The sequence below is a fragment of the Nostoc sp. genome, from assembly GCF_036917275.1.
Lineage (GTDB): Bacteria > Cyanobacteriota > Cyanobacteriia > Cyanobacteriales > Nostocaceae > Nostoc.
This window is the reverse complement of the sequence record NZ_JBALDF010000050.1, coordinates 16,846-39,209: the sequence shown is the minus strand read 5'-3', so window position 1 is coordinate 39,209 and position 22,364 is coordinate 16,846. Positions and strand designations below refer to the sequence as shown.

Genomic DNA, 22,364 nt, shown 5'->3' with positions numbered 1-22,364 from the left:
ATGACAAAAAAATGAAAATATTACAAATTGTCCCCTCAATTTCTCTGATTTACGGCGGCCCCAGTCAAATGGTACTAGGATTAGCTCCAGCTTTGGTAAAAGAGGGAGTGGAAGTTACAATTCTCACAACTGATAGTAATGGCGATAATGGTCAAACACCTTTGAATATTCCTTTAAATCGCCCAATTAAACAAGATGGCTATGAAATAATTTACTTTCGTTGCGCCCCATTTCGTCGCTACAAATTCTCCCTAGATTTATTAAACTGGCTAAAACGTCATGCTTATGAGTTTGACATAGCACATATTCATGCTCTATTCTCTCCTATAAGTAGTGCTGCTGCTATTGTGTGTCGTCAGCAAAAGCTACCTTATATTTTCCGTCCTTTAGGTACTCTCGACCCGGCTGATTTACGGAAGAAAAAGCAATTAAAACAGCTTTATGTTGCACTTATAGAACGTCAAAATTTAGCTGGTGCCGCAGCAATTCATTTTACCAGCGATCAAGAAGCTAAAATATCAGAACGTTTTGGAGTATCTACGCCGGATTTAGTGATTCCTTTGGGTGTGATTCCTCCTCAGTCTCCTCTTAAAAATGTATGTAGTCAGTTAGAAATACCAAAGGATGTGCCTTTAGTGCTGTTTATGTCACGAATTGACCCGAAAAAGGGGTTAAATTTGTTGATTCCAGCGCTAGAAAAGCTGTTGGCAGTTAATTATAAGTTTCATTTTGTCTTAGCTGGAACAAATCCTCAAGATCCAGATTACGAACAAAAGATAATATCCCAAATTCAAAATTCACCACTGCGATCGCACACTACAATTACGGGCTTTGTCACTGGTGAATTAAAAGTTAGTTTACTACAAGCTGCTGATTTATTTGTCTTGCCTTCCTACTACGAAAATTTTGGGATTGCTGTAGCTGAAGCGATGGTAGCAGGAACACCTGTGATAATTTCTGACCAAGTGCATATTTGTCAACAGGTGCGTGATAGTGAGTCGGGTTGGGTATGTGCAACAGATGTCCAAGCACTGGTAGAGTTACTGCAAGAAGCTTTGCAAAACCCCGCAGAATGCCAACGACGGGGATTAAACGCCCAAAAATATGCATTGGAAAATTTTAGCTGGAATGCGATCGCAGCGCAAACAATCCAAGCCTATCAGAAAATTCTGGTAAACAAATCAATTTAACCCAACGCAGACAACAGCAGTTTTTGCCAAATAGGCGCTAGAAGTGCTTTGACAACGATATCCGCAATCACAAAACCAATCCCAATTAACATATAAGTTTTCGGGAAGGGAGACTTAGGAACTTCGCCTCTAATCTGAGTTACTAGATTTAATCCTAATGCAGCTAAAATCTTTACCTTCCCCATCTATTATCCGAGAGTGGTGACAACCTAAAATTTTGTTTCAAACTGCTAAAGCCCGATTGGGAAATCGGGGTTTATGTCATGATGGCATACTAGAATATATATGCCTTTCTAACTACAGGGAATCTCACATGGCTCTCCGTCTAGGTGACACAGTACCTAACTTTACGCAAGCCTCAACACACGGCGACATCGATTTTTACCAATGGGCAGGTGACAGCTGGGTTGTGCTGTTCTCTCACCCTGCTGATTTTACACCTGTTTGCACAACAGAACTCGGCACAGTTGCCAAGCTCAAACCAGAATTTGACAAGCGCAATGTCAAAGCGATCGCACTTAGCGTTGATAATGTTGAATCACACAAAGGCTGGGTGGGAGATATTGAAGAAACTCAAAGCACCACCCTTAACTATCCAATTTTGGCAGATGCGGATCGCAAGGTTTCTGACCTTTACGACATGATCCACCCGAATGCTAATGCGGCTGTGACAGTGCGATCGGTTTTTGTGATTGACCCCAATAAGAAACTCCGTCTCACTTTCACTTACCCCCCCAGCACGGGACGCAACTTTGATGAACTTTTGCGGGTGATTGATTCTCTGCAATTGACTGATAACTACAGCGTGGCCACACCAGCCGACTGGAAAGATGGAGAGGATGTTGTAATTGTCCCCTCACTCAAAGATCCAGAAGTACTCAAACAGAAATTCCCCAAAGGTTATGAGGAAGTCAAACCCTATCTGCGGGTAACTCCTCAGCCTAACAAGTAAATCTGAAAATGATTTCGGATAAAAAAGCAAAGACGAGGCAGCGCGGTGAGGCAGTGCGTTGGGCGGGTTCCCCGACTTGAAGCAACTGCCGAACCCGTAAGGGTCTTGGGGGTTTCCCCCATGAGCGACTGCCGTCGCAAAGTTCTATCTTGGCGTCTTTGTTTCTTTGCGTGAGAATATAGTTACTCGGCTAGGCATCTGAACCTGGAGGAAATCTTGATGTTTTCATCCCCTTTGGTTTTACAAATTCCGTCATCAATGCAAATGACAGACGAACAATTTTTTGAGTTCTGTCAGGTGAATCGTGACTTACGCATTGAGCGGAATAAATTTGGAGAAATATCAATTATGCCACCTACAGGAGGGACAACAGGCAACCGTGGAGGCAACATCTTTGGGCAGTTATGGGTGTGGTCGGAACAAGATGGTACAGGTATAACTTTTGACTCTAGTACCGGATTTAAGTTATCAACAGGTGCAAACAGATCGCCAGATGCTTCCTGGATTCAACTAGAACGGTGGAATTCTCTATCTCCAAAACAACAAGAAAGGTTTGTACCTATTTGTCCAGATTTTGTAGTTGAACTCAAATCTCCTAGCGACAACCTCCAAACTTTGAAGGAAAAAATGGAGGAATATATGAATGAGCCAGGAATACAGTTAGGCTGGTTGATTGATCGTAAGCAGCGTAAAGTTTATATTTATCGTCCTGGATTGCCAGAGGAATGTTTGGATAATCCTGCTAGTGTAAGCGGCGAGTCGGTATTGCCTGGGTTTATTCTCAATATGAGTAAAGTTTGGTAGAGAAAGTTTTATAAAGCAGTTTAACTTATTCACAAGCAACAAGGTTAAAAATGTTAGCTAGTGTTGAAGGGACATATCGTAATGGTCGAGTAGAACTCACTGAACAACCCACCGATGTACATGAAGGAACGTGAGTAATTGTAATTTTTATCAGGTCGGATGAGATTGACCTAGCCTCTCAAGGAATTAACGAAGCGCAGACTGAGATTTTGCGATCGCATCTAACAACCTTTGCAGATGATTGGGATAGCCTGGAAATGAGTATCTATGACAACTATGACGCAGCCAAAACAAATTTTGTTATTTGCCAATTGATGAGAATGCGCCGCAGTTCATCAGGAAAGAGAGATTAGGCAGTAGGGGGGTGCTGGCGAATCTACACAGATACTTAATATAGCATTTCATTAATTCGTAGCGAATTAAATTTGGCAATGCCAATGCGTCCCTCTACAATGCCAATGCGTCCCTCTACAATGCCAATGCGTCCCTCTACAATGCCAATGCGTCTCTCTACAATGCCAATGTATCTCTCTACAATGCCAATGTATCTCTCTGCAATGCCAATGCATCCCTCTACAATGCCAATGCATCCCTCTACAATGCCAATGCGTCCCTCTACAATGCCAATGCGTCTCTCTACATTTAAAAACACTACGATTTTATGCAAAACTGTACTTAGGCTCACTTGTTATACCAAGTTTTTCGCCACTGCTGCATTTGCTTAATCTCTGTATTTTGTGCCTTAATAATTTCTTGGCCTAATTGCTTAATTTCGGGGCGCTTAGACTTACCCAATACATCTTTTGCCATTGTTACAGCCCCTTCATGGTGAGGAATCATCGCATTGATAAAGCGCAGATCAAATTCAGCATCAGCTGCACCTAAGTCTTGACTCATCATCATGGCTTTAGTTTGATCGGATGACATCTCCATCATGTGACCCATTTGACTATCATAAGCCATTGGTTTATCTCCCGCCTTGGGATACCAAGCTTGTCGCCACTGCTTCATCTGAGTGATTTCTTGATCTTGTGATTTGATGATATTGTCTGCTAGTTTTTTGATTTCAGGGCGTTTTGATTTCTGCTGCGCTTCTTTAGCCATTTCCACAGCCCCTTGATGGTGTGGTATCATAGCGTCGATAAATCGTAAATCAAAGTTAGCATCGGCTGGGCCTAAATCCATAGCCATACTGTGATTCATCTGCTTGTCGCTAACATTGGTAACGGTTGCGTTTGGGGCTTGGCTTTGGTTCTGGGAAGCCGTATTGCTACAGGCTGTGATTAACCCACCAGCTGAGGCGATCGTAGTCAAGGTTAACGCCAAAAAGCCATTCCTCAAAGATAACAGTTGCATAAATCTCACCTAAACAATTTCCTAATTGTAATCAAATTAGGATGAAATCTAAAGCTCCGCGACTTTTCAAAGAAGTTGGGGATCTGGTTGTTCATTTCTCACTCAAAATTGTGTAAGCTTCATTAACTAAGTGCATTTTCTCTTGTGCTTGTTTTAGCAATTGCGGCTGATTCACAAACAAATCGGGATGCCATTTCTTTACTAAAGTTCGATAAGCCTGCTTTACCTCAGTCTGAGAAGCATTTGCTTGCAATCCTAAAATGTCGTAGGCGTGAGTAATCTTATCTGTTTGGGCTTGGTTGGGTGTTTTATTGCTTTGAGTTGTATTTTGCTGTTTGTCAGTTTGAGAACCAGGCGATGTCTGAGGACAAGCCTTAGGGCTACGCATCTCTGCTTTCATTCGCGCTATTTCCTCATTGAGTTCCCAATCACGAAATTTCGCCTCCAACTCTTCTGGGCGTGGAGAGGGAGAAGCTTTTGGCGGTGGTGGAGAAACAAATTTTACCCTTGTCGCAGTATTTTTAGCAGTATTTTCATGCTGTTGGTTAATATCTGGCTCTTTTTGTGAGAAAGTTTTAACTCTCTCTGGCTGTGGCGAATATTTTCTATTGATATTCGTGGATTTTGGTATTTCTTTATAATATTGATAATTTGAGACAATTTTGACTTTTTTTAACTCTTGGAGGAACTGATTAAAACCGTTTTGTAACTGCTGCCAAGTTTCACGTTTATTAGTAATTTCTAGTGGTTCTTGACTAATTTCAAAACAAATTATTTTTTCGGCTTTCTGCTCATATTCAGTCAAAATTGATAACCCTTGAACGCTGAAGCCAGATAAATAATTTTCAATCGCAGTTATACAAAGTTTAGCAACTTCCTGATTATAAGAATCCTTTGCTAATTGTTCATCTTGGTTTTGGATATTCTTGTTTAACAAATAAGAAATACTCCCGACGACAGCAGCACCTACCGGGCCGCCTAACAACCAACCAATACCACCACCAACAGCGATGGAACCTGGTTCACTCAAATCATCAGTATTGCTTGACTTTGAGGGGAGTATTAGTTGTGGTTCACTAGGAAAGGGAATTAATAAATCTTGCGGCCGTTCTTCGTGGAAAAATTCATAAGCTTGATCAAGCCATTTCACCGCAGCCAATTGCAACTGAGTCAGGTCTTTTTTAAGAGTATTTGTTTGCCAATATTTAAAGTTATTTTCTGCCAATGCAACTGCCGCTTCAGCTTGATATTTTGTAAGGAGGTTGGGTAATGCTAACCAATCTCGTAACTCTCCCACACTAATAGCAAAACCTTTATAAATTAAATTAGCTGCTTTTTGTTTAATTTCAATTTTAGTATTTTGTTTATCATCAAAAGATTTTATTTCAATAGCAATATTGTCAATTTTAGCTTTTAATGAGAGTTGGATTTGAGAAGCGATCGCCTCCACTCTTGGCAAACGCACACTACCACGATTTGGTTGCAAAATCCCCACAATATTTTGCAAAGCTGTTTCAAAAGCTACTAAACCGCTACTATTGGCAGCAGCAACATCGCCTTTTAATCTCGCTCTTAAGGCAGGTAAAGCATCAACGCGATATAAATTACTAAAACCTGGAGGTAATTCGGCTCGAAAGCTTTCCGCAACAAACACCAGGCGATTTTGGACTTGTTTTTGCTCGTCGGGTTCGAGTAAGTTAATAAAATTAGCAACAAATATAACTGTTTTAATACCGCGATCTAATAGCCAATCTCGTAAGTTTTCCCGTTCCCCCAAAGTCATTAACTTCCGTGCATCTAATAATTGGATAACTAAATCTGCACTTAAGAGTTGTTCTCTAATTAAATTATCTTGTTCTTCTCTATCATTTGTTCCTGGTAAATCGAGTAATTCTATACCTGTTTCTAAGAAGGGATGCGGACAAAAAATTTCTACAGATACTACATCTTTTCGCATCTGCCTATTGCCATCAAGAATTGCAAATTCTTGTAAAACTTCTGTGCCACTGCGATAGATTTCTGTACCATCTACCAACATGATCTGAGTTTGCAGATCAGAGCCATACTTGACAGTAATTGCTGCGCCTGTAGTGGGAATTAAATCAATTGGTAAAGTACGATTTCCCAGCATAGCATTCAGTAAGGTAGATTTGCCATGATTAAAGGGGCCAAATACCGCAATGCGAAAGCTAGGATTAACCAGATGATTGCAAATGGTACTTATATCTTGATGCAGTTGCGATTTGCGTTCTAAATTCAGTAATGCCGATGCAGATTTGAGAGAATTTGCTAAATCCTTATAACCTTCACACTGTTGTTGCATAGTTTCTCGTTAGTTCCTTGTTCCGAGCTTCTAGCTGGAAATGCATATAGTTGAGGCTCCGCCTCACATTATTAAGTTTATGCTATAGCAATTTTAAATGAGTCGTGAAAATCTCCGATTCCTCTCTCTGCGCTACGGGTAGTTTGCTCAAGTCGGGAAACCCACCCATGCAACTGCCCTCCTCTGCGCCTCTGCGGTTAACTTATTTTTACAAATGATTTAGGACTGCTATAGGCATAATTAAACATACAATAAAATCCTATTTCGTAGTGAGCGAATCATCGCTTATAGCAAAGTTTATCAGGACTAAAACCCTTACTACAAACTTTAATTTATTTACGTTTAGCTATTTATGGTTATGGGAGGCTCCGCCTCCCAGCAGGCATTCCCAGCTAGAAGCTGGGAACGAGAGTAATGAGATATATTAGCTATAGAAAGCTAATAAGTTGCTATACGCCGCCTCAATTTTTTGCAACTGAGCTATTACATTTTCCTGTAAATCTTTTAAACGTTTGAACTCACTCTCACGATTTATCTCGCGGGTTTCTTTCTGCTTGACTAGATTATCTAATTCAGATTTGCGAGATCCAATATCATCGTTAATCCGCTTACTCACTTCTCTTTGGTAAGAGTCAAAACACTCTTTTACGGCATTGTATACAACTTGAGATTGCTCATGTGCCACTTGGGGTAGGTGTTTAACTAACTCTTTTTTAGCAGTTTTAACTAACTCTTTACGCGCTTGATCTGCTTGCAAAAATCCTACCCCCAAACCTAGCAGCGCAAACCCGATGGGGCCAAGAAAAATACCTGTCACTGCGGTAATTATCCCGCCAACGCCAATTACAGTGAAGTAGTTTAACAAGATATTTTTCCAATCAAATCCAGCCCCAGCTAGTGCGAAACCAGCAAGATTTCCCTTAGACAGTGATAACAATCCCATTGCCCATTTTGCCCAGCCAGGAGAGTTATCATCTTCAGCAGTAGTGGTATTTACTTTAACGTCTTGTCCGGTGAGCTTTTCTGTAATTTGATTTGTGACTTGACTGTAAGATGCGCCATATTGTGCAGCGCTGCGAGAAAGTTCTCTAAAAGCTGCATTGATATCTTTTTCAGCAGTTAATGTCCAAGCAGCAGATTTATCAGTGATATATTGCTCAAAGGCTTTTTGCAGTGCGGTGTTAAATGCTTCCCGTTTACCACTACTGAGAAAATCAAACAAGTTTAATTCTGGCTGATAGCGTAAGAAATCGGTTTCAAAGGTATTACCTAAGTTTAAAACGTAGCTACGAAAAGATTCCGAAATTGTTCTTGCTTGAGTGTCTCTTGTATTGATAATTTCTTTTTGGAATTCATCTCGGATACCTGTGAGTTTGTTAAACTCAGGTTCTACTGAATCAATCCGTTTTTTTAATTCATTTACATCTTGGTCAAGTAATGGTATACGTCTAGCAACTGCTTCGCGGGTATGATTGCAGGCAAGTCTTGCTAAGGTTCTGACTTGACGGAGTTCTGCGATCGCCCGTTCTCTGGTAAGAAAAGTATTAAGCGAATCCATAAACTTCGGAAAGCCAGTCCCCTCTAAATCAGCTTGGGGATTTTTCAAGCGTCGTCTGAGTGCTTGAATCGATGAAAGCTCAAATACGCGTTCGTCATAAATATTCTGACCTTCTACAGTACAATATTCTGCTAAATTCGCGTTAAATACTTGCCGCAATCTCTCCTCAGATCCTTTTAACTCCTCTACATCATCAGGATCAATCAATGATTCTCGCACCTGATCCCAAGCATTAACTAAAAAGAAAACCGTCAATCCTCGACCTTTGATATAATTTTCTAGGTAGCGACGCTCACCCAAAGTACAAGGTTGAGAAGCTCTCATTACAAATAGAATTGCATGGCAGTTATTTACATAACCCAAAGATAATTCGTTTCGCGCTTCTGTATCATTCAATCCTGGACTATCGACAATTTCAATTCCCTTTTCTAGTAGCGTTAAGGGATACTCAACTACTGCATAATCAACATCTGGAAATGCTTGTTTTTTCTCCTGATCTAGTTTTTTAGCTTCAGTTGGATCAATGGTATATTTATATTTAAAATTTTGAAAGTCTAGCTGTTGCGGACTTTTTCCATCATTAAAATGAATTGTAACTTTCTTTTCTGGCCCATAGCGTAAAACAGTTAACAGTGCGGTACAAGGGTTAACATCGCTTGGTAGTAAGTTTTCTCCAATTAAGGCGTTAAGAAAGGTGCTTTTTCCCCGTTTCATATCACCCAAAACTAAAAGGCGAAATACACCTTGACGGAGGTTTTTACTAGCTACTGTAATATCTTCAATATCTCGCTCTAAACTGAGTTTTCCTGATGAAGATTCTCCAGCTAACTCAGCTTTATTAATTGTTTCAGCCAGTTTACTCAAACACACAGAAATATCAGATCGCACTTGAGCAACACGCTCTAAATCTTGGATAAATCTGTCAGTTGTTACCTGCTCAATCATAATAGTTATACCTTTATTAAAGATTGCTTTTTTTATATTCAAAAAATAATTTGTAAGACATCCACCCCAGCGCTGCAACAACAATAAATTCAGCCACCAGTGAGGCTATTTTCACTGCAACCAGCCCTACCACACCAAGAGCAAACAGCTTCCCACCAAAAATCACTTTTTTCATCCAGGGTTCCTGGGAATTTTCTGGCTGATGCTTCACAGTTTCATGCAAAGCGGCATCGGGAGCATACATTTTAGCTTCCATTTCCTGGAGCCGCAAATCAACTTCTCGTTGTATACGTTGCCGGTGTTCAAGTTCTTTTTGGCCATCGCTTTCAGATGTCATCGGTATCCACCCCATCTAAGACAATGAAATGATATCAGCATTTACTCATCAATCATGCTGTATAGTAAATTACTTAGAGGTTTTAAATTCTCGGTAAAATTACCACTCTAATTTTCATTGCCTAGTAAACTTAAGCTAGAGTTAGATACCCCAAAATGCACTTGCTTTCCAGAAAGTTGTGGCGAAAACGAATATTACCAGATCACCAAAAGTTAGTATTACCTGGGTTTTTTTTGAAAATGAGTAAAGCTTGGTAGTGTCAAAATAATATTTGTGAATGTGAATAGCTATTACACACAGAGGCGATCGCTCATCAAGATTCGTCCTAAATTTGAGTAAGATGCAGTAGCAATTTTGGACAACAAACCGCTACACTGCTACGTACTTGCTTTGAAAATAGAAATAGGCGATGCCTTGTCTGTATTCGCGTAACGTGTTGCAGACAGAGCCTTCTCTAACGAGACGCTAGGCGTAGCTTGCTTGTATTGTAGGGGTACGCTAAAGGTGTATGCATTACATTTAGGTAAAGAAGCTGTAAATCATGCCACCGCTATAAGCCAAAATTTTTATAGATACTCACACAGGTACAGTCAAAATGGATATTAAAAATGGCTTCGTCGGCGCTGTTGGCAATACACCTCTGATTCGCTTAAACAGCTTCAGCGAAGAAACAGGATGTGAAATCCTTGGTAAAGCAGAATTCCTCAATCCTGGCGGTTCCGTCAAAGACCGCGCCGCACTTTACATCATCAAAGATGCCGAAGAGAGAGGTTTACTCAAACCCGGTGGTACCGTTGTAGAAGGAACTGCTGGTAATACTGGCATTGGACTAGCACATATTTGCAACGCCAAAGGCTACAAATGCCTAATTATTATTCCCGATACTCAGTCACAAGAAAAAATAGACGCACTAATAGCACTAGGAGCAGAAGTCCGTCCCATCCCCGCTGTACCTTACAAAGACCCAAACAACTATGTCAAGCTATCTGGCAGGGTTGCTGCTGAGTTAGAAAATGCCATTTGGGCGAATCAGTTTGATAACTTAGCCAACCGCCGCGCCCACTACGAAACCACTGGGCCAGAAATTTGGACGCAGACAGATGGTAAAATTGATGCATGGACGGCTGCAACTGGTACTGGTGGTACTTTTGCTGGTGTGGCATTGTACTTGAAAGAACAAAATCCAGTGATTAAATGCGTTGTTGCCGATCCGCTGGGTAGTGGACTTTATAGCTATATTAAAATCGGCGAAATTAACATAGAAGGAAATTCCATCACCGAAGGCATTGGTAATGGTCGTGTCACAGCCAATATGGAAGGCGCACCTGCTGATGATGCTATCCAAATCGATGACAAAGAAGCTTTGCGGGTAGTTTACCAACTGCTGAGGAAAGATGGGCTGTTAATGGGCGGTTCAACAGGTATTAATGTTGGTGCAGCTGTTGCTCTAGCGAAGCAGTTGGGGCCAGGACATACCATTGTCACCATCTTATGTGATAGTGGTTCCCGGTATCAGTCGCGGATATTCAACCCGGAATGGCTAGCCTCAAAAGGACTTTCAATAGATTAGTTATGGGGCATTGGGCACTTGTACTGAGTATCTCGACTTGCTTCTCTTGGAGAGGCTACACTTAGGGCGCAGCCTCTCCAAGAATTGTATTGGTTATTAATTATTCTCCTGTGCCCCTCTGTCCCTCTGCTCCCCTGCTCCCCTGCTTCTTTTCTACCCCTTTCTCCTCCTCTGTATCCTCTGCGACTGGAGCAGTTCGTTACAAAATGTCAAATATAAATCAACCATCAAACTTCCCGATCATAGACCAACCCTCTTCTGCTAAATGTGTGCAGGTTTGTCAAAATCGCACCTGCAAAAAGCAAGGTGCCCTTAAAGTTTTTGCAGCTTTTATGGCTTTGCCAATCCCTGATGTAACGGTAACGGCTAGCAGCTGTTTGGGACAATGTGGCAATGGGCCGATGGTGCTGATATTACCCGATATGGTCTGGTATAGCGGAGTTCGACCCGATGAAGTATCTTTACTGATAGAAGAGCATTTACTAGGTGGTCAAAGAGTTGAACAGATGCTCTATTATCGGTTTCATCCCCGGAAATAAAATTAATTAACAATATCAAGGTCTGTAATCTTGTTGACTGAAGTGAGGCATCCAATGAATATCCAGCAGCTGCGTCAATCCTTAAAACAAAAGTGGCTGATTTACTACGAGCAAAATATTCCCTGGCTGGTCAAAATCGGAATTTGGGGGACTTACGATGGTCTGCGGCGTCCTTTGTCCGGTTTTATTTTGGCAACATTGTCTGTTTTGGAACCCCAGTTTGATGAAATACTTTCTTTTATGCTGGAGCTGAATAACGATCCAGATAAAATAGTCGCCGCTTTAGGTCTTAACTTCAATCCTGATCAAGAGTTACGTTTAATAAAATCAGAACATTCTATGGCTAGCAGCCTTGAAAGCGAGTTGCCACATGAAAAGCATTCTGAGGATCAACATGTGTCATCGGTTGTAACTGCCAGCCAGATTGCGCCTCATTCTCCTGCCAAGACTCTAGACTTCAACTTGCCACGTGCCGATCAACTTGTGCCATCATTTACAGCTACCACTGAAATAGTTCACACACACAAACCTGAGTTGATAGCTGCATTTACTACTAAAATTGCTCCTGATATTCCAGTAAAAACGCCATCCTCTAGTTTCATAAACGAATATCAACCAGCGCGATCGCACTCTAATAAATTATCTTCAGAAGCATCGCTGACAATGATTAGTGAGGTTAATAGCAAAGCCAAAACTATGCCATCTGTGGCATTAGCTACCGAGGTTAAGAGCAACAACAAAACAGTGCGTAGCAGCAAAGCAGCTTGTCGTCAGACATCGCCCAAGGGGTGGCTCCCTGTAGGCGCATTGCTGGCAACTACCATTGAGATTTGTAGTAACCGCAAACCAGTGCGTAGCAGCAAAGCAGCTTGTCGTCAGACATCGCCCAAGGGGCGGCTCCCTTCAGGAGCATCGCTAGCAATTACTACCGAGGTTAAGAGCAACGGCAAACATCCGAATATCCAACCACAACACGTTAAAAGCCAAGTGAATTTAATACCAACCAGTAATGCCCGTAGTCTAGCTTCTTGGGTAGATGAATTCTGTTACGGCGCTCGGGATAAAGAGAAAGATATTTTGATTTGAATTGCTTATGGGTATTCCTGAGAAACAAACGGGATTTCTACTACTTCACCTTCAGTTTCTCCCACTTTGACTTTCAAGCCTACGCCACCAGCTTTAGTGCGAATGTAACCTAGTCCAAAATAACCATCAGCAGTTTCTGTGTAACTGGTAAGTTTGCCAACCTTTTCATCTCCAACTGCGATCGCACTTCCAACTGACGCCGGGGCACTGAGGCGGATACCTAAAAGGTGTTGTTTTACACCTTTGTATGTGTTTAACCGAGCGATGGTTTCTTGCCCAATATAGCAACCTTTATTAAAAGAAATTGTTTGCCACAAACCAACCTCCAGAGGATTGTAATCATCTGTGAGTTCAGCATCTGGGGCGGGGCGGCCTTGTAAAATTCGCAAGGCATCCCAAGCGCGATCGCTCATCTCTACCGCCCCAGCTTCTAACAATTTGTTCCACACCGAAGATTTATCAGTATAGGGGAAAGTTAAGGTGTATCCGGGAGCCGCTAACCCACTACCCACAGCAATCCGCACTCCCTCGGCAGGAGCAATAGTGTATACTTTGTGATTACCGTAAGGTTGCCCAATGAGTTCACCAATACCCAACTTTTCTAAAACAGCGTCGCTTCCTGGGCCAATCAGGCTGAAGGTGTTGGTGTATTGTGTGATATCAGATAATTCCACCTTATCGGCAAAGAAAATATATTTATCCAGCCATTCCATGAGAAACTGGCGGCGATTGGGTGAAACCAGCAGGATTACTGCATCTTCTCTAACGTAGGCGGTTGCTAAATCAATTGTCCTGGCTGTGGAAGTGACAAAAACCGTATCACAACCTTGTCCTGGCTTAAGTATTTGGAAATTATTAGTACTTTGGTTGTGTAAAAAGTTGAGGCGATCGTCGCCAGACACTTTGATGCGTCCCCAGCCAGAGCGATCGCATATAGCAACCCCAACTCTGGCGGCTTGGATAGCTGCTGCGTCTTTACTGTCGATTGTAGATGTTCGCATGGTGATCAGAAGTTGCCCTGTTTCAATGTTGTTGCACTGAAAATCTTAACAAATAAGCGTTTGCAGCTTCAATGCACATCCTCAGCACAACTAAAGTAATGAGCTTAGGCATCAATCATCACTTTTGTGTTTGTCATGCCATTCTGCTTGGCATAACCCATTGCCTCTGTTCAAGCTCTGGCGGAATTCTAATACTAAATTGAGGTGAGGTGAAGTCACACTGTAAATTTAACTGCATAATCTTAGTATAGCAGTGTCATTTTTGTATAACATAAAAAAATACGTTTTTTTATGTTGTACTGCAAATTATTAATTATGGTAAAAAAAATACCATGTTGCATTGTCTTTTGCAAGTTAAAATCGAGAATATGTTCGAGCAGTTGCAATTAATATTCAAGCTGCTGGTATCAAAAGGCCTTTGTCTTGCAAAAACTAGCAAAATGCTAAAACTGCTGAAGTAAATGATTGGTAGCTTGAGAAGTACACATGAAAACCACTGGCATTCATCATGTAGCCATTATTTGTTCTGACTATCAATGCTCAAAAAAATTTTATGTAGAAGTTTTAGGCTTTCCGATTATTCAAGAGACTTTTCGTGCCGAAAGAAATTCTTATAAATTAGATTTACGAGTTGGAGAAAATGCTCAAATAGAGTTATTTTCTTTCCCAAATCCTCCGCAACGATTTAGTAGTCCAGAAGCTTGTGGTTTAAGACATCTTGCTTTTAAAGTTGATGATGTTGAGCAAACTGTTTTTTACTTAAAATCACAAGGTGTCGAAACAGAAAATATCAGACTTGATGAGATAACAGGTAAAAAATTTACTTTCTTTAAAGACCCAGATAATTTGCCGTTAGAGATTTATGAAAATTAGCATATATATAAATGTTTGAATTAAATGATTGCAGATAAATAGCAGATGAGCGAATTATTTGGTAAAATCCTTAAATGTTCGACAATATCTGCAAATTTTTAGCTGAAAATTTCTCCAGCGACTTCGCCACTTGGCTATTAGGCGAACCCATTACTTTCACAGAACTAAGTCCAAAAGAATTATCTCTCGAACCCATTCGCGCTGATGCCCTAATTCTGCTACAGTCGGAGCAAAGCATATTACATTTGGAATTCCAAACCCAAGTGGATGCGGAAATTCCCTTTCGGATGATTGACTATCGGTTGCGAGTATATCGCCGTTTTCCAGACAAAGTAATGCATCAAGTTGTAATTTACTTAAAGCAGACAAATTCAAATTTGGTGCAACAAAATACATTTACAATTTCTAGAACACGCCATGAATTTGCAGTTATCAGACTTTGGGAACAACCAACCGAAGTATTTCTGCGAACACCTGGACTTTTACCGTTAGCGGTACTGAGTAGTACAATCGATCCAGAAGTCATACTTAACGAAGTGGCACGGGAAATTAACAGTATTACAGAATCAAGAACTCAAAGTAATATTGCTGCTTCCACGGCGATTTTAGCTGGTTTAGTATTAGACAAAGAGGTTATTAGACGAGTTTTGAGGTCAGATATTATGCGCGAGTCAGCAATTTATCAAGATATTTTACAAGAAGGGAAAGCTGAAGGTAGAGCTCAAGGGAAAGCCGAAGGGAAAGCCGAAGGGAAAGCTGAAGGGAAAGCTGAAGGGAAAGCTGAAGGGAAAGCTGAAGGGAAAGCTGAAGGGAAAGCTGAAGGGAAAGCTGAAGGGAAAGCTGAAGGGAAAGCTGAAGCTTTACTTGAAGTGGCAAGCAATCTTTTTAATACTGGTATGCCATTAGAACAGATAGCAAGATTGACAGGGTTATCAATTGAGCAGTTACAGTATTTGCAGGTAACTGAGTCTGGTGAGTCCAAATAAATAATCGGTGCAGTCAACCTGCACCGATTGCACAATTTATATTTAATTGCACCGGACATTTCCCTCACGCTAATGCGGAAGCTTGGGGTTTGGCAAAAATCATTCTTCCTGCTGTAGTTTGTAAAGCACTGGTGACTACCACCCGCAGTTCACCACCCACATAACTACTGCCTTCTTCAACAACAACCATTGTGCCGTCATCTAGGTAGCCAATGCCTTGACTGGGTTCTTTGCCTTCTTTGAGAATTTTCAAATCAAGGTTGTCACCTGGTAAATAACTGGGACGGACGGCATTGACTAAATCATTCACATTCAAAACAGGTACTTTCTGGACGCTGGCAACTTTAGACAAGTTGTAGTCGTTGGTTAGCAATGTACCGCTGATTTCTTGGGCGAAGCGGACTAACTTCGCATCCACTGTGGGAATATCTTCATAGTCAACTGCATTAATCAGGATGCGATCGGGGTAATCTTCCTTAATGCGGTTGAGAATTTCTAGTCCTCGCCTTCCGCGCACCCGTTTTTGGTCTTTGCTAGCATCCGCTACTTGTTGGAGTTCTTGCAAGACAAACTGTGGCACGAGAATTTGTCCTTCCAGAAACCCTGTTTCTAGTAACGCTTCAATGCGACCATCGATAATGCAACTGGTGTCTAAAACTTTGGTATTGGCTGGTTTTAGCGTTCCTTCCACAACCATCGATTCGACAGTGTTGGGATTAATGAACCGCAATAAGCCTCGCCCGTGGGTATCTGCCAAATTCATGCCAGTGACAGAGAGGATAATACTGCCGACAACTGCCACCAGTGGCTTAATAAATCCAAAATCCGCCGGTATAGGTAGTAAAAATAGTGGGGCTAGCATCAGGTTAGCTAGTAATAGCCCAATCACTAAGCCGATCGCACGAGTTAAAATCACTTCCAGTGGCATTTCTTTGACTTGTGATTCTAGGCGACGATATGTCGTCTGGAAACTCAGCCCGATCGCACCACCAATAATAGCGGCAAAGACGGCAACAATTAAGCGTAAAGCTTCAAGATTTGTTACCTGATCTAGTGTGCCATTGGGTAGTAGTTCAATGCTGTAGAACCCTATTCCCGACGCTGCCAGGATAAATGAGAAAACAATAATTGCGTCAAGCATGGTTGTGTCGTTTTTCTGCAACTGTGTTAACCGACAAACTTAAGTATTTTTTATTTCATCGGTAAGGTAAACTAATCAATATTGACTTACACTAAAGGTTTAGTAGGACAATATCTGCAATTATTATAACGAAAGGCTTTTATCTTAATATTTTTCATTGTTTCGTTGTAAAACGACAAAAACTTGTAAAAAATCACTTATTTTCATTGTCTCTAATTCGCAGTTGGATTAACTTAAAACTTTTCTCAAAATGAGTCAAAAATTTAGTGTTTCTGAAATTGCGAGTTCTGCTTATGTGCATATTCCCTTTTGCAGACGGCGGTGTTTTTATTGTGATTTCCCGGTATCTGTTGTGGGCGATCGCTTGCGAGGCGAAACATCTGGTACTATCTCCCAATATGTTGAGGTGCTATGTCAAGAAATTGCCATTACACCACCATTGGGTCAACCCCTAAAGACAATTTTCTTCGGTGGTGGTACTCCTTCGCTGCTATCAATAGAGCAGTTACAACGGATAGTGACAGAGCTAGAGAAGCGTTTTGGTATTGCATCTGGGGCAGAAATTTCTATGGAAATAGACCCAGCTACCTTTGATTTAGCACATATAGCAGGCTATCGCAATGTGGGCGTGAACCGAGTAAGTCTAGGTGTACAAGCCTTTCAAGAAGAATTATTGCAAAGGGCGGGGCGATCGCACTCAGTTGAAGATATTTTTGCAGCTGTGGAATTAATCCACCAAGTCGAGATTCCCGAATTTAGTTTAGATTTAATTTCCGGGTTGCCGCATCAGTCTTTGGATCAATGGCAGGATTCTCTAACAAAAGCGATCGGGCTTGTACCCACTCACATTTCCATCTATGATCTTACCATTGAACCAGGTACAGCCTTTGGTCGTTATTACAAACCTGGTGATACTCCAATGCCTACGGATGAAGCCACGGTCAAAATGTATCAGATGGGGCAGCAGGTTTTGACTAGTTCAGGTTATGAGCATTATGAAATTTCCAATTATGCCCAACCTGGTCATCAGTGTCGGCATAATCGAGTCTATTGGGAAAACCGCCCTTACTACGGCTTTGGGATGGGTGCGGCGAGTTATGTTCAGGGGAAGCGCTTCACTCGTCCGCGCAAGACTAAGGAGTATTACCAGTGGGTGCAAGCTGGCGGTGTGATTGATTGTGATCTGACTCCCCCAAAGGAAGTATTGTTAGAGACGTTAATGTTGGGGTTGCGTTTGGCGGAGGGTTTGAGTTTGGTGGCGTTGGCACAGGCCTTTGGGGAAGAGAAGGTAGAAGAGATTTGCAAGTGTTTGCGATCGTATTTTGAGAAAGGTTGGGTGGAAGTTGCAGACGGAAGGTTGCGTTTGATTGATCCCCAAGGATTTTTGTTTTCTAATGTGGTGTTGGCACACTTGTTTGATAAGTTGGGGTGACGAACTGTTTATGCAGAAAAATCAAGTTAGAAAAGCTGTGATTCCGGTAGCTGGTTTTGGCACTCGGTTGTTTCCAGCGACTAAAGTTGTGAAAAAAGAACTTTTCCCGATTATTGATCAAGATGGCAGGGCAAAACCTGTGATTATTGCAATTATTGAAGAGGCAATTAGTGCTGGAATTGCAGAAGTGGCGATCGTGGTGCAGCCAGATGACAAAGAAATATTTGAAGATTTATTGAAAAACCCACCTAAAAAAGAACTTTTAGATAAACTTTCACCGCAGAATCAAGAATATAGCCGATATATCGAGGATTTAGGTAGCAGAATTACTATCTTATTGCAAGAGGAGCAATTAGGCTATGGACATGCGGTATTTTGTGCTAAAGATTGGGTGCAAGATGAGCCGTTTTTGCTCATGCTGGGCGACCACATTTACGCATCTGACACTGAAAAATCTTGTACTAGTCAAGTTTTAGATGTTTACAAACAAGTTAATCAAAACATTATTGGCTTAACTACAATGCCAGCAGAAATTATTCATAAAGCTGGATGTGTAACAGGAGTTTGGCAAGATATAAACTCGATTCTTGAAGTTACACAACTCTATGAAAAGCCTACTATTGAGTATGCAAAACAGCATTTGCGTGTAAAGGGAATGTCAGAAAATGAGTTTTTATGTATATTTGGCTTATATTTACTAACGCCGAAGATTTTTGACTTTCTAGCAGAACACATTAACCAAAATTTTCGAGAACGAGGTGAATTTCAGTTAACATCCTGTCTGGAAAAATTACGTCAGGAAGAAGGAATGACAGGATATGTTGTTAACGGCAAGTGTTTTGATATAGGATTGCCAGATGCCTATCGTCAGACAATGATTGATTTTAGAAAAATATAGATTAATTTCAGTTCAATTAGTTTATCTGAGAGGATCTCACTTTTTAAGGTGGCTCAAGCAGACAGTAAGCTATTGAGGTAAGTAGAGTGATGAGTAAGGACTTGAGGCACATTGAAACTACACCGTTTAGTTTGCACAGTCTCCTGTTTTCTTTGTTATTAGGACTACATAGCCTTAACCGAAGCGTATTGGCTTATAGCGGGGGTGTGTGGAGCGTGTGGTGCAGCACTGACTGATCACACTCTCCAATGTTATTATCAATGACTAAGTACTTTATTCCTTGGAAGTCCTTTGTATGAATTTGAAAATTAACCTAAATCAATTACAAAACTACCTCAAAACTATTAGTAGTTAGAGCCGGAAACGAGGTAGTACCCAATTGTGCAAATTTACCCCCCGAATTAATATCAGCAAAACCATCCGCTGAACCATTGGGGTTATAAAAGAGACTACCATTAAGGCTATTGTAAACAATTTTAGCACTACTAACTGCTGCTAAACTATCGTTCGTCACTGTGGCAAAGTCTGCGGAATCTAATGCAGTTGGCAAAACCGAGTTACTCAGAGCGGTAAACGTATATTTCGATAGTAGGATCTTGTCTTGATTAGGAGTGAAGTCATTAATAATATCAACTCCGAGTTCCCTAATATCAAACTTTGATCCTGTTGCAAATGCAAACTTATCTGAACCTGCGCCTCCTATTAAGATGTCGTCCCCACTATCTCCCTGGAGGTAATCGTTGCCCTTGCCACCGAGCAGAGTATCTTTTCCACTACTGCCAAAGAGAATATCATCACCGTTGCCCCCCACGAGCTTATCGTCATCACTACCCCCATCTATTCTGTCTGCACCAGATCCACCAAAAAGGGTGTCAGAACCCGCCCCCCCATCAATGTAATGGTTTCCAGCAACACCAGAAAGTGAAATACTGTCATTACCGCCCTCAGCAAAAATAACCTTATTACCAGGCAAAAAATCCCTTTTATTAAGGGTATCGTCTCCATTTGTCGTAACAACATCAGTACTTATCACATTTCTGGATCGAGCAATTGCCTCTTTTATGGCATCAGCAACATTCTGATTTTTAGAACCAAGAGTCAGTACATCACCTCGACCAAGCTTAGTAACTAGTTTCTCGTAATCGGCTGCAACATTACTTGTAGTTAAAAAAATTGGAATAATGTTATTTGCTTCTAGCGCAGTTTTTACTTGTCCAATCTCTGGATAATCTTCATAAGGATCAATTACACCATCTCCATTATTGGCAATAGTATTACTTGGACTAACTGCTGCCCGATCGCCGGCAACGTGATAAACACTATCAGTGGCTAGGAAAACAATACGAAATGAACCTACTCTGTAACCAAGGCTACCACCGCTATCTAAAGCTGCGTACAAGAGTGCGTCTAATTGTGATTCGGGTTCATCATTGCCACCAAAAGCTTCAAAGCCAAAAATTTTGTCTTTAACTGTTGTTACATTATTTGTCAAAGGGACTTCTGCTTGATATACATAGTCAGCGTAACCGCCAAAAGGCGGAATTGGCTTATCCTTGAACGAGGCAATACCAAATTTCAGGTCACGACCAAAGATACTTGCTAAAAGCGGGTTGGTTAACTGATTTACCATTGCCGGAAGTTCAGCTTTTAACTCGACCAATTCGTGATCATCTGACGCTGTTAAGTCTTGTAGCAGAACAATATCAGATATTAAAGTCATAGTTTATTCCTCTGACTATATTTAATTAATGGGTTGTATTGTAAAGTGTAAAAACACTATTTCAGCCTGATACTAGCAGGATTGATTGATTTAAGATAGTACTTAAACTGAAGAAATATAATCTCTTTCAAAAAATATTTGTTGTGTCCCTACTCAGCCTTGATTCCGTATGTCTGGGGCAAGTGATGCTGAGTTACTTAATTCGTTGTACCCGACTTAACGTTATAGTCGCAGACTTCACAGAGAATGTCACAAGATATGAGTTAAGCTAAAGTGCGTCAATCGGTCAGCAATGAAGACAATGCTTTGGATTAGAGGATGAATCAGTATTTTGCAACGGTTGCTCGCGGATTAGAAAGCCTTGCAGCCCAAGAGTTAGAGCAACTGGGTGCCCATTCCGTGGAGCCAGGGTTTTGCGGTGTAGCCTTTGAGGGCGATCGCACCCTACTTTATCGCGTCAACCTCTGGGCTAGGCTGCCGTTCCGAATCTTGGTAAACATCCATGAGTTTCCATGCCTTGATGCCAAGGATCTCTATCGCGGTGTCCAGAGCATCGATTGGCAAAACTATCTCACGCCAGACATGACGCTGGCGGTGAATACTACCGGTAAAAACGATCGCCTCAACCACTCCCACTTCACATCTCTCCAAATCAAAAATGCGATCGTTGACCAGCAGCAGTCAAATTTGGGTGAGCGTTCAAATGTAGAGCTTCATGAACCAGATGTACGGATTAATGTTCATATTGAACGCGACTTTTGTACCGTCAAACTTGACAGTTCTGGGAATAGTTTGCACCGCCGAGGCTACCGCCCTGCGGTTGGATCAGCCCCTCTCAAGGAATCTCTGGCTGCTGCCCTGATTCAACTTTCGGGCTGGCAGCCAGACCAGATGTTCTACGATCCTCTCTGTGGGTCTGGCACTTTACCTCTCGAAGCTAGTTTAAAGGCACTGAACATAGCACCAGGGCTGTTTCGTGAATCCTTTGGATTTGAAACTTGGCTCGATTTTGATCTGTCCCTTTTAGAGAAACTGCTGCAAGAAGCCAAGGATAGCCAACTTGATAGCCTGACTGCGCCTATTTGGGGAAGCGATCGCGATGAGAACGTGATTGAGCAAGCGATTAACAATGCTCAAAACTGCGGCGTTGATAACCATGTATGGTTTTCTCAAATGGAGCTTGCCGATGTTGTTGCCCCCGCAGAGAGTGGGGTTTTATTCTGCAATCCACCCTATGGCGAACGGCTGGGGCGAGATAGCGACTTGGGAGCATTTTACAAACTTTTGGGCGATGTCTTGAAACAACGCTTCAAAGGCTGGACTGCGTTTGTCCTGAGTGGCAACAAGGAACTGTCTCAATCGATTGGACTAAAATCATCCCAACGGATTGCAGTGTACAACGGAACGCTGCCTTGTCAGTTAATGAAATATGAGTTGTATTAAGTACAGTTCATATTTGACAGGACTTATGCAAAATCATGAAGAAACGAACCGCATTCGCGCAGCGTCTCGTAGAGAAGGACACAAAGGACACAAAGGAATAAGGTTTCAGAGAGTTATTGCGTAAGTCCTATTTGATTAATTCGTAGCGAATTAAATTTGGTAATACCTTGCAATGCCAATGCATCCCGATACAATCTTAATGCGTTCCTC

The 22,364-nt window shown here is 41.5% G+C and carries 20 protein-coding genes; 11 read left to right on the top strand and 9 right to left on the bottom strand.

The genetic code is table 11. The features are described 5' to 3' along the window. The first annotated feature begins 11 nt into the window (after positions 1–11). Positions 12–1,190 (top strand): hormogonium polysaccharide biosynthesis glycosyltransferase HpsP, encoded by a 1,179-nt coding sequence (gene hpsP / locus V7K35_RS18945; RefSeq protein WP_335080753.1) that lies wholly within the window; start codon positions 12–14, stop codon positions 1,188–1,190. On the opposite strand, the gene V7K35_RS18940 is transcribed toward hpsP, so the two are convergent. Further along, positions 1,187–1,375 (bottom strand): hypothetical protein, encoded by a 189-nt coding sequence (locus V7K35_RS18940; protein WP_335080732.1) that lies wholly within the window; start codon positions 1,373–1,375, stop codon positions 1,187–1,189. The two genes, hpsP and V7K35_RS18940, sit on opposite strands and share 4 nt — an antisense overlap. Before the next feature lie 128 nt (positions 1,376–1,503). On the opposite strand from V7K35_RS18940, the gene V7K35_RS18935 reads away from it, so the two are divergent. Then, positions 1,504–2,142, top strand: a complete 639-nt coding sequence (locus V7K35_RS18935) for a peroxiredoxin (RefSeq protein ID WP_334724896.1) — start codon at positions 1,504–1,506, stop codon at positions 2,140–2,142. A gap of 219 nt (positions 2,143–2,361) precedes the next feature. Further along, on the top strand, positions 2,362–2,946 hold the full coding sequence (locus V7K35_RS18930; protein ID WP_335080731.1) for a Uma2 family endonuclease: 585 nt from the start codon (positions 2,362–2,364) through the stop codon (positions 2,944–2,946). Positions 2,947–3,334: 388 nt separating this feature from the next. Here the strand turns inward: V7K35_RS18930 and V7K35_RS18925 are convergent, their stop codons facing one another. The 5 genes from V7K35_RS18925 to V7K35_RS18905 form a co-directional block, all read right to left on the bottom strand. Continuing rightward, positions 3,335–3,631, bottom strand: a complete 297-nt coding sequence (locus tag V7K35_RS18925; protein WP_335080730.1) for a hypothetical protein — start codon at positions 3,629–3,631, stop codon at positions 3,335–3,337. Then, a complete protein-coding gene (locus V7K35_RS18920; protein WP_335080729.1) occupies positions 3,628–4,302 on the bottom strand; it encodes a DUF305 domain-containing protein in 675 nt (224 codons plus the stop codon). Before V7K35_RS18920 ends, V7K35_RS18925 begins: the two co-directional genes overlap by 4 nt. Positions 4,303–4,393: 91 nt before the next feature. After that, positions 4,394–6,625 carry a dynamin family protein gene (locus V7K35_RS18915; RefSeq protein WP_335080728.1) on the bottom strand — a complete coding sequence of 744 codons (2,232 nt, stop codon included), beginning with the start codon at positions 6,623–6,625 and terminating at the stop codon, positions 4,394–4,396. A 424-nt stretch (positions 6,626–7,049) separates the two neighbouring features. After that, entirely contained in the window at positions 7,050–9,128 is a 2,079-nt protein-coding gene (locus V7K35_RS18910; RefSeq protein WP_335080727.1) for a dynamin family protein, read from the bottom strand. A 16-nt stretch (positions 9,129–9,144) separates the two neighbouring features. Beyond that, positions 9,145–9,465: a DUF3040 domain-containing protein gene (locus V7K35_RS18905; RefSeq protein ID WP_335080726.1), complete on the bottom strand. Its 321-nt coding sequence runs from the start codon at positions 9,463–9,465 to the stop codon at positions 9,145–9,147. 595 nt (positions 9,466–10,060) lie between these two features. Between V7K35_RS18905 and V7K35_RS18900 the strand changes: the two genes are divergently transcribed. From V7K35_RS18900 to V7K35_RS18890, 3 genes are all read left to right on the top strand, one after another. Beyond that, entirely contained in the window at positions 10,061–11,035 is a 975-nt protein-coding gene (locus V7K35_RS18900; RefSeq protein WP_335080725.1) for a cysteine synthase A, read from the top strand. A 206-nt stretch (positions 11,036–11,241) separates the two neighbouring features. Continuing rightward, positions 11,242–11,574, top strand: coding sequence for a (2Fe-2S) ferredoxin domain-containing protein (locus V7K35_RS18895; protein ID WP_335080724.1), 333 nt, complete (start codon positions 11,242–11,244; stop codon positions 11,572–11,574). Positions 11,575–11,628: 54 nt separating this feature from the next. Then, on the top strand, positions 11,629–12,660 hold the full coding sequence (locus V7K35_RS18890) for a DUF5331 domain-containing protein (RefSeq protein WP_335080723.1): 1,032 nt from the start codon (positions 11,629–11,631) through the stop codon (positions 12,658–12,660). 5 nt (positions 12,661–12,665) lie between these two features. Here the strand turns inward: V7K35_RS18890 and ygfZ are convergent, their stop codons facing one another. Beyond that, positions 12,666–13,661, bottom strand: a complete 996-nt coding sequence (gene ygfZ, locus V7K35_RS18885) for a CAF17-like 4Fe-4S cluster assembly/insertion protein YgfZ (protein ID WP_335080722.1) — start codon at positions 13,659–13,661, stop codon at positions 12,666–12,668. Positions 13,662–14,147: 486 nt separating this feature from the next. Between ygfZ and gloA2 the strand changes: the two genes are divergently transcribed. After that, on the top strand, positions 14,148–14,534 hold the full coding sequence (gene gloA2, locus V7K35_RS18880) for an SMU1112c/YaeR family gloxylase I-like metalloprotein (protein WP_335080721.1): 387 nt from the start codon (positions 14,148–14,150) through the stop codon (positions 14,532–14,534). A gap of 74 nt (positions 14,535–14,608) precedes the next feature. Beyond that, the gene (locus tag V7K35_RS18875; RefSeq protein ID WP_335080720.1) at positions 14,609–15,520 is read left to right on the top strand and encodes an Rpn family recombination-promoting nuclease/putative transposase; all 912 of its coding nucleotides are present in this window, start codon (positions 14,609–14,611) and stop codon (positions 15,518–15,520) included. Positions 15,521–15,584: 64 nt separating this feature from the next. Here the strand turns inward: V7K35_RS18875 and V7K35_RS18870 are convergent, their stop codons facing one another. Continuing rightward, complete coding sequence (locus V7K35_RS18870; RefSeq protein WP_335080719.1) at positions 15,585–16,661, bottom strand: PIN/TRAM domain-containing protein; 1,077 nt, start codon at positions 16,659–16,661, stop codon at positions 15,585–15,587. A gap of 250 nt (positions 16,662–16,911) precedes the next feature. Between V7K35_RS18870 and hemW the strand changes: the two genes are divergently transcribed. Then, positions 16,912–18,093 (top strand): radical SAM family heme chaperone HemW, encoded by a 1,182-nt coding sequence (gene hemW, locus V7K35_RS18865; RefSeq protein ID WP_335080718.1) that lies wholly within the window; start codon positions 16,912–16,914, stop codon positions 18,091–18,093. A gap of 10 nt (positions 18,094–18,103) precedes the next feature. Next, positions 18,104–18,991 (top strand): sugar phosphate nucleotidyltransferase, encoded by an 888-nt coding sequence (locus V7K35_RS18860; protein WP_335080717.1) that lies wholly within the window; start codon positions 18,104–18,106, stop codon positions 18,989–18,991. Positions 18,992–19,313: 322 nt separating this feature from the next. Here V7K35_RS18860 and V7K35_RS18855 read toward each other — a convergent pair whose 3' ends face one another. Continuing rightward, complete coding sequence (locus tag V7K35_RS18855; RefSeq protein WP_335080716.1) at positions 19,314–20,711, bottom strand: hypothetical protein; 1,398 nt, start codon at positions 20,709–20,711, stop codon at positions 19,314–19,316. 318 nt (positions 20,712–21,029) lie between these two features. Here V7K35_RS18855 and V7K35_RS18850 point away from each other — a divergent pair, with 318 nt between their 5' ends. Continuing rightward, a complete protein-coding gene (locus V7K35_RS18850; protein ID WP_335080715.1) occupies positions 21,030–22,154 on the top strand; it encodes a THUMP domain-containing class I SAM-dependent RNA methyltransferase in 1,125 nt (374 codons plus the stop codon). Positions 22,155–22,364: the final 210 nt, after the last annotated feature.

Excerpts from the sequence above, each read along its gene's own strand:
- hpsP (WP_335080753.1), top strand. The coding sequence starts at position 12 with ATGAAAATATTACAAATTGTCCCCTCAATTTCTCTGATTTACGGCGGC.
- V7K35_RS18940 (WP_335080732.1), bottom strand. The coding sequence starts at position 1,375 with ATGGGGAAGGTAAAGATTTTAGCTGCATTAGGATTAAATCTAGTAACT.
- V7K35_RS18935 (WP_334724896.1), top strand. The coding sequence starts at position 1,504 with ATGGCTCTCCGTCTAGGTGACACAGTACCTAACTTTACGCAAGCCTCA.
- V7K35_RS18930 (WP_335080731.1), top strand. The coding sequence starts at position 2,362 with ATGTTTTCATCCCCTTTGGTTTTACAAATTCCGTCATCAATGCAAATG.
- V7K35_RS18920 (WP_335080729.1), bottom strand. The coding sequence starts at position 4,302 with ATGCAACTGTTATCTTTGAGGAATGGCTTTTTGGCGTTAACCTTGACT.
- V7K35_RS18915 (WP_335080728.1), bottom strand. The coding sequence starts at position 6,625 with ATGCAACAACAGTGTGAAGGTTATAAGGATTTAGCAAATTCTCTCAAA.
- V7K35_RS18910 (WP_335080727.1), bottom strand. The coding sequence starts at position 9,128 with ATGATTGAGCAGGTAACAACTGACAGATTTATCCAAGATTTAGAGCGT.
- V7K35_RS18905 (WP_335080726.1), bottom strand. The coding sequence starts at position 9,465 with ATGACATCTGAAAGCGATGGCCAAAAAGAACTTGAACACCGGCAACGT.
- V7K35_RS18900 (WP_335080725.1), top strand. The coding sequence starts at position 10,061 with ATGGATATTAAAAATGGCTTCGTCGGCGCTGTTGGCAATACACCTCTG.
- V7K35_RS18895 (WP_335080724.1), top strand. The coding sequence starts at position 11,242 with ATGTCAAATATAAATCAACCATCAAACTTCCCGATCATAGACCAACCC.
- V7K35_RS18890 (WP_335080723.1), top strand. The coding sequence starts at position 11,629 with ATGAATATCCAGCAGCTGCGTCAATCCTTAAAACAAAAGTGGCTGATT.
- ygfZ (WP_335080722.1), bottom strand. The coding sequence starts at position 13,661 with ATGCGAACATCTACAATCGACAGTAAAGACGCAGCAGCTATCCAAGCC.
- gloA2 (WP_335080721.1), top strand. The coding sequence starts at position 14,148 with ATGAAAACCACTGGCATTCATCATGTAGCCATTATTTGTTCTGACTAT.
- V7K35_RS18875 (WP_335080720.1), top strand. The coding sequence starts at position 14,609 with ATGTTCGACAATATCTGCAAATTTTTAGCTGAAAATTTCTCCAGCGAC.
- V7K35_RS18870 (WP_335080719.1), bottom strand. The coding sequence starts at position 16,661 with ATGCTTGACGCAATTATTGTTTTCTCATTTATCCTGGCAGCGTCGGGA.
- hemW (WP_335080718.1), top strand. The coding sequence starts at position 16,912 with ATGAGTCAAAAATTTAGTGTTTCTGAAATTGCGAGTTCTGCTTATGTG.
- V7K35_RS18860 (WP_335080717.1), top strand. The coding sequence starts at position 18,104 with ATGCAGAAAAATCAAGTTAGAAAAGCTGTGATTCCGGTAGCTGGTTTT.
- V7K35_RS18855 (WP_335080716.1), bottom strand. The coding sequence starts at position 20,711 with ATGACTTTAATATCTGATATTGTTCTGCTACAAGACTTAACAGCGTCA.
- V7K35_RS18850 (WP_335080715.1), top strand. The coding sequence starts at position 21,030 with ATGAATCAGTATTTTGCAACGGTTGCTCGCGGATTAGAAAGCCTTGCA.